The organism is Terriglobia bacterium (assembly GCA_020073185.1).
Classification (GTDB): domain Bacteria; phylum Acidobacteriota; class Terriglobia; order Terriglobales; family Acidobacteriaceae; genus JAIQGF01.
The window spans coordinates 55,609-68,883 of record JAIQFT010000013.1 but is presented as its reverse complement, the minus strand read 5'-3'; the positions used below and the strand labels follow the sequence as shown (position 1 = coordinate 68,883).

Below are 13,275 nucleotides of genomic sequence, written 5' to 3'. Positions count from 1 at the left end.
TTACGCTCCCGCCCACGCCGTCTTAGTGAGTAGCGCGCGCAAGTCGGCCGCCATCTCGCTGCCCCGCTGATAGCGTTTGTTCGGGTCCTTCTCCAAAGCCCGGTCGATGACGGCGCGGCAGCCCACCGGCAAATCGGCGCGCGCCTGCTCGATCGGCGGATGCGGCGCGTTGGCGATGCGGTACATCAGGGTGGCCACCGTCTCGCCGGTAAACGGCTTCTCGCCGGTGAGCAACTCGTACATCGTCACCCCCAAGGAGAACAAGTCGGCGCGGCCGTCCACCTTGGCGCCGGCCAATTGCTCCGGCGACATGTAGGACGGCGTGCCCATCACCGTTCCGGTTGCGGTCTTCGACTGCGAGGTGATGCGCGCAATGCCGAAGTCGGTCACCTTGATCTTGCCGTCCTTCAAACGCATGATGTTGGCGGGCTTGATGTCGCGGTGCACCACGTTCTGCGAGTGCGCGTAATCCAGCGCGTCGGCGACCTTGGCCATGGTCTCCAGTGTCTCCGCCACCGGCAGCAGCTTGTCCTTGCTGGTGTAGTCCTTCAGGTCGTTGCCGCTGAGCAGTTCCATGGCGATGTAGCTGATGTCGCCGTCGTCGCCCGCGTCGTAGATGGTGACGATGTTGGGGTGCACCAGACGCCCGGCCGACTCCGCCTCCCGGAAAAAGCGCTCCTTCATTGTCTGCATGTCCTGCGGATCGAACTCGTCCTGGAAGCGCAGGGTCTTGATTGCCACCTCGCGGTTGATTTTCGGGTCCTTGCCGAGATAGACCACGCCCATGGCGCCCTTGCCCAGTTCCTTCATCACTTCGTAGCGGCCGAGCGTGGGCTTGGCCAGATCGGAGACGCCCCCCTGCACCAGCACGGTGGAATCGCCGCCCGCTCGTAGGCCGCTGCGCCCGCCCAGGATAACCGTCTCGCCCGCAATGCGCAGCTTCTGGGAGCGTTCCGCGATGTCCTTGAACCTCTTGTCCACGGTGGCAATGTGTTCGAAGACCTGCACCGCTTTGTTGAACTGGCGCTTGCGTTCGAAGTCCAGCGCCAGGCCGTAGAGAACGTCTTTCATGGAGTCGTCCACCGGGCACTTGCGGAACTTCTCGAAGGCCATGTCCAGCATGCCCTGACCCTGGAAGGAGAGGCCGAGCATCTTGTTAGTCTCGGCCGATTCGCCTTCCAGCACTTCCGTGCGCTTTTCGGTGACCAGGTAGCGTTTCGAGACCACGACGGTGTAGCCAGCCACCAGCATGAGCGCCGGATAGGCCATCTTCAGCCAGTAGCCGTAGGCAGTGAACAGGTAAATGCCGCCGCCGATGACGAGAGCGAGCAGCACCACCGCGATGATGGCGCTGTGCCCGGCCTTCATGTGCGGGATGGCCAGGGAAACAAAGAGCGCGAACAGGATCAGCAGCGCCAGTTCAGCCTTGCCCGCCCACTCCGGCCGGATCAGGTATTGGCCATTGATGATGTTCTGAATCACGCTGGCGTGAATCGCCATGCCCGGAAATTGCGTGCCGACGGGCGAGGTGTACAGGTCGCCGCCGCCGGTGGCGATCATGCCGATAAGCACGATCTTGCCGTTGAACACCTCGGCCGGAGTTTTCTTGTTGCGCACGTCGGAGAATTTCACGCCGGTCAGGTTCTCCAGTTTGGCGTAGTCCACCAGCATGCGCCCCTGCGGGTCGACGGGAATGTGCGCGCGGCCCAGCACCAGTTCCTTGCCGGGCGTGAAGCGGTAGTCATCCGACTCCAGGTTGTAGAACGCGCGCAGGCACTGCAGCGCGAACGACGGGAACAGCTTGCCGTTGAAGTCCACCACCAGCGGCACTTCACGTTGCACGCCGTCGGGCGATGGCGTGAGGTTTGCCTGCCCGATGGCCTTGGCGACCTTAGCGAAACGCTCATAGGGAGGAGTGAAATCCTGCGCGGCGGTGACGGAGCCGTCGGACTTCACATTGGCAACAAAATTCTTCGCGATTTCTTCCGGGATCGGCTTGTCCACTTTGCCCATCGGCGTGCCGAGCGTGAAGTACATGGGCAGCACGGCGTTTTGTGCCAGGGCGAGGGAATCTTCCAGGTGGGCGTCGTTGTCGAGGCGCTTGTCCGCCGAATCCAGGATGGAAACGAACTCCTGCTCGGCGCCGGTCTTGGCCCGTGCCGAAGCGCGCGCCGCCGCCCGCGCCAAATCCGCGGCGGTGATTTCAGCTCCCGCTTTCACCGCCGTGCCGCCACCGCTCTTGGCGCCCACTTTGGAGGCGTACTCTGCCTTGATTTTGCGCACTTCCTGCAGGCCGGGGTTCAACTCGGCGTCGGAAAAGAAAATATCCAAGCCGATGACCTTGGCTTGCGCCTCGGCCAGTTGATCCACCATCTCCGCCATGTAGGAGCGAGGCCAGGGCCAGCGTCCGATCTGCCGGATGCTGTCGTCATCAATGCCGACCAACACCACGTTTTCGGCGGTCTTGGCGCGGGCGCGGAGTTTGGCCCGCATGTCGAAGAGTTTGCCTTCCAACCCCTCCGCCCATTGCATCCAGAAGACCAACAGTACCAGGATGCTGACTACCGCACCCAGCGCGACATCCGTCCAGTGAAACTTTGGCTTGGCCATAGTTCCGCGCTCCGTTCCCATGCTCTCAGCGTGTGCCGGACGACCAAGGGTGGATCAGCCGCTCGCACCTGTTCCGGCAGTGATCCCGTCCGGCGATTTGCGGGGCAAATCCGGCCCCTGCGGTACGTGGGGGAGGTTGGCGGATTGTACTTACGGATTTCCCGGAAACGCAAGAATTTTATGGTCCTTTTGCCGGTTTATCGTCCCGCCAGTTTCAGAATGGCTCGCGAAGCTTGGGACCCTGCCACACCAAAGAGACAGGGAGGTAATCGAAAGACAAACGGCCGCACGATGCGGCCGTCTTCTAGCCTGAAGCCTGAAGCCTATCTCTTCTTTTCCGCGACGTCCAGGCGCGCGCATGCCCGGTCCAGCGCGACCAGCGCGCGCTGGTAGTCTACTTCTCCGCTGGCGGAGCGCAGACGCTCTTCGGCGCGCTCTTTCGCCTTGCGCGCGCGTTCCACGTCAATGTTCTCGGCGCGCTCGGCCGTCTCCGCCAGAATCGTTACCTTGTCCGGCAGCACCTCGGCGAAGCCCCACGCCACCGCGACGTAGTACGCCATGCCGTCGGCCTTGTAGGTAATTTCGCCCACTCCAAGTTCGGTGATCAGGGGCGCGTGTCCCGGCAGGATCCCCAGGTACCCGTTCTTGCCGGGAATCTGGATCTCCTCCACGACATCTTTCTCCACCAGCCGCTCGGGAGTGACGATTTCGAGTTGTAAGGTTTCGGCCATAGCTTCAGATTCAGTTTCAGTTCCAGCGCCCAACGGCTGAGCCTCGAAACTGAAACTGAAATGTGTTTTACGCCGCCGCCGCCTTCAGCCGGTTGCCGTGCTCGACCACTTCCTCGATCCCGCCTTTCATGTAGAAGGCCTGTTCGGGGATGTCGTCGTGCTTGCCTTCGACGATTTCCTTGAAGCCCTTGATCGTCTCCGCCACCTTCACGTACCGGCCCTGCATGCCGGTGAACTGCTCGGCCACGTGGAAGGGCTGCGACAGGAAGCGTTGCACCTTGCGAGCCCGGGCGACGATCAGCTTGTCGTCTTCGCTCAACTCGTCAATGCCCAGAATGGCGATGATGTCCTGCAGGTCCTTGTAGCGCTGCAGGATTCGCTTCACGCGCTGCGCTACGTCGTAATGCTCCTCGCCCACCACATGTGGATCGAGAATGCGCGAGGTGGAAGCCAGCGGATCCACCGCCGGATAAATGCCCAACTCGGTCAGCGCGCGCGAGAGCACAGTAGTCGCGTCCAGGTGAGCGAAGGTCGTGGCCGGAGCGGGGTCGGTGAGGTCGTCGGCGGGCACGTAAATGGCCTGCACCGACGTCACCGAGCCCTTCTTGGTGGAAGTGATGCGCTCCTGCAACTCGCCCATCTCGGTCGCCAGGTTCGGCTGGTACCCGACGGCGGAGGGCATGCGGCCCAGCAGCGTGGACACTTCCGAACCCGCTTGCGTAAAGCGGAATATGTTGTCAATGAACAACAGGGTGTCGGCGCCTTCACCGTCGCGGAAGTACTCGGCGACCGTGAGCGCGGTCAGGGCCACGCGCAGGCGCGCCCCCGGCGGCTCCGTCATCTGGCCATAGACCAGCGCAGCCTTGGATTTCGACGGATCGCCGGGCACGATCACGCCCGACTCGGTCATCTCCAGCCACAGGTCATTGCCTTCGCGGGTGCGCTCGCCGACGCCGCCGAACACGGAAAATCCGCCGTGCTGCTTGGCGACGTTGTTGATCAATTCCATGATCACGACCGTCTTGCCCACGCCCGCGCCGCCAAACAGCCCGATCTTGCCGCCCTTGAGGAACGGCTGGATCAGGTCAATGACTTTGACGCCGGTTTCAAACATTTCCGCCGAGGTGGCCTGCTCGTCGAAGGCCGGCGCGAGGCGGTGAATCGGCGCCCTCTCAGTGGCCTGGATTGGACCCAGGTTGTCCACCGAATCGCCGATCACGTTCATCACGCGCCCCAGCGTGCCGCGGCCCACAGGCACCCGGATCGGCCCGCCCTGGTCGATCGCCTTCATGCCGCGCACCATGCCGTCGGTGGGCAGCATGGCGACGCAGCGCACCCGCCCTTCGCCCAAGTGCTGCTCCACTTCCAGGATGACGTCGATGGGCGTGGGCACGCTGAAGCCTTCGCTGACCACGCGCAGCGCCTCATAGATGGGTGGCAGGGTGGCTTCGCTGAACTGCACGTCCACCGCCGGCCCGGCAACTTGAATCACTTTTCCGATGTTCTCTGCCATAAGAATTCGGTTTCCAGTTTCCAGTTTCTAGTTCCAGCCGTCCGGTTTCCCAACTGGAAACCGGAAACTCGAAACAGGAAACTATTGCGCCGCTGCTCCACTCACGATCTCGATGATTTCCTTGGTAATCTTGGCCTGGCGGGCGCGGTTCATCGCCAGCGTCAGCTTGTCAATCATCTCGTCGGCATTGCTGGTAGCCGAATCCATGGCGGTCATGCGAGCCGCATGTTCGGCCGCCGTGGACTCCAGCATCGACCGATAGATCTGCACCGCCACGTACTTCGGCAGCAGGTCGCGGAACAACTCGGCGGGCGGCTGCTCGTAGATGTAGTCCACCTGCGCCGTGGCAAAGGCCGCCGCGCGCCGGTCCATCTCCGCGGTGTCCGCCTCGCCCAGCGAAACGCCGGCCGACTTGGCCGCTTCGGCGCGCATCTCGCGCTCCTCCTTGGTCAGCTCCTCGGCCTGTGCGATGGTCTTTTCGCCGATTTCCTCGATCGGCAGCACCTTCTCCACCACCAGCCGCTGCGCGATCACCGACTTGAATTCGTTGTACAGCACGTACACCGAATCGATCTCGCCTTTGGTGTAACGGTCGATCACGCTTTCGGAGAAATCGCGCACGTACTCGAACTGCAGCTTGCCGAGCACGCCGATGTGTTCGCCGACGATCTGCACCGCGCCCGCGCGCTCCACCTGCTCCGGGGTTGCGGTCGGGAAGCGGCGGCGCAAGAAGTCGCGGCCTTTGCGTCCGGCCGCTTCGATGTCGATGTTCTTGCCCTCGTTCGCGGCCAGGAAGCGCGCCGCCGCCTTCACGATGTTGGCATTGAAGGCGCCCGCCAACCCGCGGTCAGCGGTGACCACGATGACCAGGATGTTCTTCTCCGGACGCTGCGCCAGCAGCGGATGTCGCGGCGCACCGGTTTCCGGATCGAAAATTTCCGCGCGCGAGACTAGCGATTTGAGCACGTTGGTCAGCATCTGCGCGTACGGACGTCCGGACAGGGCGCGCTCCTGCGCCCGCCGCAACCGCGCCGCGGAGATCATCTTCATCGCCTTGGTGATCTGCCGCGTGTTGCGCACGCTGCGAATCCGCCGCCGAATGTCGAGAACGTTAGCCATTTAGCTCTTAGCCGTTAGCTCCTAAACCACGATCCACCGTGGAAGCGCACGGCTTTAGCCGTGCGAAACCGCCGTTGTAAGTTCTTGTCATTCCGAGCGGGCTTCAGCCCGCGAGGAATCTGCTGTTCCGGCTCGCAACTCGGAACTCACAACTAACTCCTCGCCTTGGACTGCTCTGCGAGCGCGGCATTCATGATCGCCAACTGCCGCGCCACTTCCAGCACGCCCAGCGCCGTGGCCAGCGCGACTTTGTCCGCCGCACGCGGCAGCCGCTTGGTATCGTCGATCAGAGTTTCTAGCTCTTCCAAAGTCATGGCGACCTCCATGATTTGTAATCTGCAATTTGTAATTTTGGTGCAACCGGCGAAATTTCAAATTACAAATTGCCCAATTACAAATTGCCTTACGCTTTTGCCGCCGCCATCTGCCGTTCGCTGACGAAGCGCTCCTTGGCTTCCTTCACCATTTTCGCCATGTCGGCCTTCAACGCGTCGTCGAGCGCCTTCTTCTCCTCGATCTGCTTCAGTAGCCCGGGATTCATGGTATCGACGTAGGCGTACATCGCCCTTTCAAACTCGCGGCACTGCTCCACCGGCAGGTCGTCAAGGTAGCCGCCGGTTCCGGCGAAGATGATGAGAATCTGCTTGCTGAACGGCAGTGGAGTGTACTGGTCCTGCTTCAGGATTTCCACCAGACGCTGGCCGCGGTTGAGCTGCGCCTGCGTTGCCTTATCCAAGTCGCTGCCGAACTGCGCGAACGCCGCCAGTTCGCGGAACTGCGCCAGCTCCAATTTGAGCGTGCCGGCAACCTGGCGCATGGCCTTGATCTGCGCGCTGCCGCCGACGCGGCTCACCGACAAGCCCACGTTCACCGCCGGCCGGATGCCGGAGTTGAACAGGTCGGTTTCCAGGTAAATCTGGCCGTCGGTAATGGAAATCACGTTGGTCGGAATGTAGGCGGAAACGTCGCCCGCCTGCGTCTCGATCACCGGCAGCGAGGTCAGCGAACCGCCGCCGTTCTTGTCGCTCAGCCTGGCGGCGCGCTCCAGCAGCCGCGAGTGCAAATAAAACACGTCGCCCGGATACGCCTCGCGCCCCGGCGGACGCCGCAACAGCAGCGAAATTTCGCGGTAGGACGCCGCGTGCTTCGACAAATCATCGTAGAACGTGATCGCGTGCTTGCCCTTGTCGCGGAAATACTCGCCCATGGCGCAGGCCGCGTAGGGCGCAATGTACTGCATCGGCGCCGGCTCGGAAGCCGACGCGGCCACGACGATGGTGTAGTCCATCGCCCCCTTGTCTTCCAGGATCTTCACCACCTGCGCAATCGAAGAGCGCTTCTGTCCGATGGCGCAGTAGATGCAGATCAGGTCCCTGCCCTTGTTGTTGATGATGGTGTCCAGCACGATCGCAGTCTTGCCCGTCTGCCGGTCGCCGATGATCAGTTCGCGCTGTCCGCGGCCGATCGGGATCATGGCATCAATCGCCTTCAGACCGGTAGCCATCGGCTCGCGCACCGGCTGACGGTCAATGACGCCCGGCGCGATTCGTTCGACGGGAAGGAAGGCCTTGGTAGCAATCGGGCCCTTGTCGTCAATGGGCTCGCCCAGCGCGTTGACCACGCGCCCGATCAATGCCTCGCCCACCGGCACGCTGGCGATGCGTCCGGTGCGCTTGACCTCGTCGCCTTCCTTCAGTTCGGTGTATTCGCCCAGCACCACGACGCCGACCTGCGCTTCTTCCAGGTTCATGGCGATGCCGGCTACGCCGTGCGGGAACGAAAGCAGTTCGCCCGCCATGACCTTGTCCAGGCCGTGCACGCGCGCGATGCCGTCGCCCAGGCTGATGATCGTCCCGACCTCGTCCACCGCGATGCGCGATTCGTAGTTCTCGATCTGCTCGCGAATCAGTTTCGTAATTTCGTCAGCTCTAATCTGCGCCATAGAAATCAGCTCTTAGCCCCTAGCTATTCGCTCTTGCTTGCTTCGCTAGAGCTCGAACTCTTGTCCAACTAGACTCATAGTGGAAATCGTGACAAACGCGCTTTAGCTAAGAGCCAAAAGCTAATAGCTAAGAGCTTTCACTCCCCCGCCAACTGCTCCTTCATCCTATGCAACTGGCCCTTCACCGACCCGTCGTATATCGTGCTGCCCAGCCGCACGATCGCGCCCCCCAGGATGGTGCGGTCGGTGGCGTAATGGGCGCGGACCTTCTGGCCGGTCATGGTTTCGATCTTCCCCTCGAGCGCGCGCTTCTCTGGCTCCGTCAATTCGCGCGCGCTGGTGACGTCGGCTTCGGCGAATCCCAGCCGTGCATCGATCTCGCTCTCCACGCCGCGCGCGATCTCGGCCAATTCCCCAATGCGGCAGTGATCAATCAGCACCGCCAGGAAATTCCGCACCGGCTTGGTGACGTTCTCCCGCGCTACGATCGCGTCCAGCAAGGCGCGCTTTTGCTCCGCGGGAATTGCGGGCGTCTCCCACACCCGCTGCAACATCTCGTTGCTCTTCACCGCCGAGGCCAGGTCGTACAACTGCTGCATGACGCTTGCCGGGGCAATTTTCATGCTGAATACGACATCGGCGAAGGCGCGAGCGTAACGGCTGCTGATCGCCGCCATCTACTTGCCCTCCTTGCCGTCTCGTCCGAGCTGCCCCACGAAGCTGTCCACCAGCACCTGGTCGGTCTTGGCGTCAACCTGAATACGCTGCTCCGCCAGCGACACTGCCAGCTCCGCCGCGTACGCCTTCAAGTTGCGCCGCGCCAGCCGCGAAGCTGCCTCGACCTCCTGCCCCGCCGACTCCACGACCTTGCGCGCTTCCTCTTCCGCGGCGACCTTGATGCGCTGCTCTTCCGCCGCGGCGTCGGCCTCGGCCTGCGCTCGCATGGCCGCAATCTCGCTGTCGAGCTTCGATAAACGGCTTTCGATCTCGCCCAACCGGCGGCTGGCGTCGGCACTGGCGCGCTGTGCTTCCTCCATCGTCTTGCGGATGGACTGCGTGCGCGAGCGGAACATCCCCGGCAGAGACGAGCGGGCGAACCAGATCACTGCCGCCGCGATGACCGCGAAGTTGATGATAATCGCCAGCCAGTACGCGGAGCGCAGGCTCAGGCCGGTAATCTTCGCCAGGAAGCGCACCGACGCCGACTCCTTGAACTCGGCGTTCTCTTCGCCTTCACCCGCAGCCCGTTCCGACGCTTCCGTCAGCTCCTGACCGGGTGTCTCCTGCTGCGCGGATTTCTCGCGCGCGGGCTCCTGCGGTTTTGCTGCCGGCGCGGATTTCGCCTGCGCTGAACTTGATGCCGCCTTCGGTTGCGCGACCGCCGCGCCGGCCAGCAACAACATTGCCAGCAACGCAGGCGCGACCAAACGCTTGATCCGGCTCATCGCGCACCGCCTTCCCGATATTGCGCCGCTCCCACCGGGCTGAGAATGATGCGAATGACTTCTTCGGCCAAGCGCTCGCCTTCGGGCTGCAACTGTCGCTTTGCCGCGTCGAGTTCCTGCGCAATCTGTTCCCGCGCCCGCGCCACCTGCTGTCCCGCCCGTGCGCGCGCTTCCGCCAGGGCTGCAGCGCGCGCCGCCAATGCCTTCTGGCGCCGCTGCTCCTGCGCCTTGAAGACGGCCATCTTGGCCTCGCGCAGGCGCTGCTCGTACTCGCTGGTCTTGGCCTCGGCCGCGGCGACGTCGGCGCGCGCCTGCTCGATCGCGCCTTCGGTGCGCGCATAGCGCTCCTTCAGCACCGCTTCCAGTTTTCCGTGAACGATGGTTCGGTAGGCGAGATAGGTAATCGAAAATAGCAGGATGGTCGGAACCGATCCGAGCAGTAATCCGCCTAATTGTCGGAGCGTCTCATCCATGGCGACGGGTGAACCAGGTTAGGTGAATGATGGCTACTTGAATTGTCAAAAGTAGCATCGCGCCAGAGCGGCTGTCAACGCGCATTTGCTTGATTTTGCCCGACTTCCGCTGCGTGGCCACGCCCCGCTGTTAAACCCATGGGAAATTTCTCGAATCCGGCGCGGGCAATCTCCGGACCCGCCCCGCGACATGTGCAAAAACCTGCGCTTTAGCTTGACTTTCGCCGCCGGAGGGTTAGCATATAGATATCACCTCCGATCCGATTCAGGGTCGAATGGGCCCGTGGTCAAGGAAATGTCACCGCTTCTTGATCGCTGGCCCATTTAGGTTTCCAGACACTCAAAACCCGCCAACGAAGACGGTTTCCGGTTCGTCCTTCAATTCGAGATGACAAAAAGGTCTTCTGCGAATTGTTGGCCCACGTAAGCAGCGAGGTTAGGACGATTGTCGGCGGCGGAGACATCGCAGTAGAGTAGCTGATCCGAAGCAGTGGGCTTAGTGTGAAATCGCGATTCATCCGCTTCCCTTGCTACCCCACAATAAACTTTCGCACCTTCCGCATCACTGACTCCGGCGCCTGCGCCTCTAGCTCCACTACTCCATCCCGGTACTGCCGCGAATAAATCCGCGCTCCCGCTTCCAGCATGGCCAGCGCCTTGCCTTCCGATTGCGGCACCTGTAAATGCACCTGCCGCAGCGGATCCTCCTCCAGCGCCTGGTCAATCCGGTCCAGCAGCGTCCCCAGCCCCAGACCCTGCAGCGCCGACACGTGTACCGTGTGCGCGTCGTCCCGCAGGTGCTCGCGCTCCTTCGAGGTGAGCGCGTCAATCTTGTTGACTACGCGCAGCCGCGGCTTCTTCTCCGACCCCAGCTCCTGCAGCACCTTCTCCACCTGCGCCTCCTGCTCCTGGCGGATGGGACTGGTCGCGTCCGAGACCTGCAGGATCAGCGCCGCCCGCTGCACTTCTTCCAGCGTCGCGCGAAACGCCGACACCAGCGTGTGCGGCAGATTCCTGATGAATCCCACCGTGTCCGACAGCAGCGCCTTGCGCCGCGACGGCAGCGTCACGCCGCGCAGGGTCGGGTCGAGCGTGGCAAACATCTTCGGCGACTCCAGCACTCCCGCCTGCGTCAGCGCGTTGAACAGCGTGGATTTTCCGGCGTTGGTGTAGCCCACCAGCGCCACCGTCGCCACCGGCACGGATTCCCGTCTCTGCCGCTGTTGTGTCCGGATCTTGCGCACGTTCTCCAGTCGTTCCTCGATGTGCCGGATGCGCCGGAAGATTTTTCGCCGGTCGGTTTCGAGCTGCGTTTCACCCGGGCCGCGCGTGCCGATGCCGCCGCCCAGTTGCGACATCTCCACCCCGCGTCCCGTTAGCCGCGGCAGCCGGTACTGCAACTGCGCCAGTTCCACCTGCAACTGGCCTTCGCGCGTGCGCGCGTGCCGGGCAAAGATGTCGAGGATGAGCTGGGTGCGGTCGATCACCCGCGGCTTCACTTCATTTTCAATGTTGCGCTGCTGCGACGGCGAAAGGTCGTGATCGAAGATGATCAGGTCGGCGCTGGACATCGCCGCCGCCCCCGCGATCTCCTGTAGCTTACCGCGTCCGATCAGCGTTGCCGGATCGGGCTTGTCCTTGTGCTGGAGAAACTCCCCCACCACCGCGGCGCCCGCGCTGCTCGCCAGCTCCTTCAACTCCGCCAGCGACTCCTCGGCGCTGAACTGCGGCTGCCGCGCCGAACCTGCTGCGGAGGGAACGGAAGCAGCATCGCGCGCCGCCCGCGCCGAAGCCAGAATCGTTCCGTCCTCGCCTTTGGCCGCAGCACGCGCGCGTGGCCGATAATCCAGCCCCACCAGGAACACACGTTCCCCGGCATCGCGATCGCGATTTTCGTGAAGCGCACCCCGGCTCCGAAGCCGCTCGAGACAGCGTTTGGATTCGGGACCGCGCAATGGGGGCTGTTATCCCTCCGTGCCCGAAGGGGCCGGTGCCGTTTCGTTTGCTTGGTGCTCCGGCGTAGCCGCGGCCGGCCTGGCTTCGCCGATGGGCCTCAGCTCATGCCGCTCGCCGATGTGCACACCCTTCGCCATCACCACCGTCGAGATGGCGTGTTTAAAGATGAGCTGTTCCTGATTGTTGGTTTCCAGCACCACCGAATACTTGTCGAACGACCGGATCCGTCCCGTCAGCTTCACCCCGCTGAGCAGGTAGATGGTGATGGTCGCTTTGTCCTTGCGTGCTGTGTTCAGGAAGGAATCCTGTATGTTCTGGGCCGGCTTGTCCATCGCCGATCTCTCCTTTGGCCAAGAACCGCCAATGTCCCAAGCGGGGCCACACGCTCCCACCCGGCGCTAAACAGCGCCCCTAAAGATACGGCGGAGTCCGCCGCTTTTCAACCTCTCTGCCCAGGAATTCTGCTCTGCTAGAATTCCCCTTATGTTCGCCATCGCCGCCTTCGACGTTCACATATCGCTGCCGCCGGGCGCCGCTCTCAACGCGCTCATACTCGCGCGCTGGATCCATTTCCTGGCGGGAATCACCTGGGTGGGCCTGCTCTACTTCTTCAACCTGGTGAGTACGCCCTTCCTGAGGGAACTGGATTCCCCTGCTCGCGCCAAGATGGTTCCCCTGCTTATGCCGCGAGCCCTGTGGTGGTTTCGTTGGTCCTCCGTGGTTACCGTGCTGGCCGGGATTTCCTACTGGATGAACATCGTCTCCAGCGACGCCCACAATGCCAACGTCTCCTCCGGCCGCGCCATCTGGAGCTTTTTCGTGATCTGGACCGTCGCCTTCGCCATTGAAATGGGCGCGCTCATGTCGCCCGCCGAAGCCCTACGCAAAGGCGCGGTGTTCAGCCTGATCTGCGGCGTCGCCGTCTGCGCCGCTGCTTACCTCTACCTCGCCCTCAACAGCGACGGCTGGGAAAGCAATCGTCTGCTTGCCATCGGCGTCGGCGGCGGCATCGGCTGGTTCATGTTGTTGAACGTCTGGGGCATCGTCTGGCGCGTGCAGAAAAAAATTATCCTTTGGAACCGCGGCAATCCCGACGGCGCCATGCCCCCGGAAATGGCCCGCATGGCGCGGCTCAGCTTTCTCGCCTCGCGCCTGAGCTTCGTGCTCTCCTTCCCCATGCTCTTCTTCATGGGCGCCGCCAGCCATTACCCGTTGTTCGGGAAGTAAGTCCGAGCCCAAAGTTTCAGTTCAGTTTCGGTTTGGGATTTGGTTTTGGTTCAATATCAGTTTCAGATTAGATTTAGGCGGATGTCGTCCCGAGCGAGCCCCCGCTGGAGCCTGCCCTGAGCGAAGCCGAAGGGCGCGCGAGTCGAGGGACCTTGCGTTTCCCGCCGTACTCCCGTGTCCGCGCCCACTCGCACGCTTTACTATTGTCATTCCGAGCGCCGCGAGGAATCTACTGTTTCTGAAACTGAAACCGAAACTC

12 protein-coding genes are annotated in these 13,275 nt (G+C 62.5%); 1 reads left to right on the top strand and 11 read right to left on the bottom strand.

What is annotated here, in order from left to right:
- From LAN64_06590 to hfq, 11 genes are all read right to left on the bottom strand, one after another.
- On the bottom strand, positions 1–2,610 hold the full coding sequence (locus LAN64_06590) for a CHASE2 domain-containing protein (protein MBZ5567503.1): 2,610 nt from the start codon (positions 2,608–2,610) through the stop codon (positions 1–3).
- A gap of 323 nt (positions 2,611–2,933) precedes the next feature.
- Positions 2,934–3,341 carry a F0F1 ATP synthase subunit epsilon gene (locus LAN64_06585; GenBank protein ID MBZ5567502.1) on the bottom strand — a complete coding sequence of 136 codons (408 nt, stop codon included), beginning with the start codon at positions 3,339–3,341 and terminating at the stop codon, positions 2,934–2,936.
- 67 nt (positions 3,342–3,408) lie between these two features.
- Positions 3,409–4,854: a F0F1 ATP synthase subunit beta gene (gene atpD / locus LAN64_06580; GenBank protein MBZ5567501.1), complete on the bottom strand. Its 1,446-nt coding sequence runs from the start codon at positions 4,852–4,854 to the stop codon at positions 3,409–3,411.
- 81 nt (positions 4,855–4,935) lie between these two features.
- Complete coding sequence (atpG, locus tag LAN64_06575) at positions 4,936–5,973, bottom strand: ATP synthase F1 subunit gamma (protein ID MBZ5567500.1); 1,038 nt, start codon at positions 5,971–5,973, stop codon at positions 4,936–4,938.
- A gap of 152 nt (positions 5,974–6,125) precedes the next feature.
- Positions 6,126–6,287, bottom strand: a complete 162-nt coding sequence (locus LAN64_06570) for a hypothetical protein (GenBank protein MBZ5567499.1) — start codon at positions 6,285–6,287, stop codon at positions 6,126–6,128.
- Between the two features lie 89 nt (positions 6,288–6,376).
- A complete protein-coding gene (gene atpA, locus LAN64_06565) occupies positions 6,377–7,915 on the bottom strand; it encodes a F0F1 ATP synthase subunit alpha (GenBank protein MBZ5567498.1) in 1,539 nt (512 codons plus the stop codon).
- Positions 7,916–8,052: 137 nt separating this feature from the next.
- The gene (atpH, locus tag LAN64_06560) at positions 8,053–8,592 is read right to left on the bottom strand and encodes an ATP synthase F1 subunit delta (GenBank protein ID MBZ5567497.1); all 540 of its coding nucleotides are present in this window, start codon (positions 8,590–8,592) and stop codon (positions 8,053–8,055) included.
- The gene (locus LAN64_06555) at positions 8,593–9,360 is read right to left on the bottom strand and encodes an ATP synthase F0 subunit B (protein ID MBZ5567496.1); all 768 of its coding nucleotides are present in this window, start codon (positions 9,358–9,360) and stop codon (positions 8,593–8,595) included. It lies immediately after the preceding gene.
- Positions 9,357–9,833, bottom strand: a complete 477-nt coding sequence (locus tag LAN64_06550) for a hypothetical protein (protein MBZ5567495.1) — start codon at positions 9,831–9,833, stop codon at positions 9,357–9,359. Before LAN64_06550 ends, LAN64_06555 begins: the two co-directional genes overlap by 4 nt.
- Before the next feature lie 530 nt (positions 9,834–10,363).
- Positions 10,364–11,689, bottom strand: coding sequence for a GTPase HflX (gene hflX, locus LAN64_06545; protein ID MBZ5567494.1), 1,326 nt, complete (start codon positions 11,687–11,689; stop codon positions 10,364–10,366).
- Between the two features lie 108 nt (positions 11,690–11,797).
- Positions 11,798–12,121: an RNA chaperone Hfq gene (gene hfq, locus LAN64_06540; protein ID MBZ5567493.1), complete on the bottom strand. Its 324-nt coding sequence runs from the start codon at positions 12,119–12,121 to the stop codon at positions 11,798–11,800.
- 151 nt (positions 12,122–12,272) lie between these two features.
- Between hfq and LAN64_06535 the strand changes: the two genes are divergently transcribed.
- Entirely contained in the window at positions 12,273–13,016 is a 744-nt protein-coding gene (locus tag LAN64_06535) for a hypothetical protein (protein ID MBZ5567492.1), read from the top strand.
- The last annotated feature ends 259 nt before the right edge of the window (positions 13,017–13,275 follow it).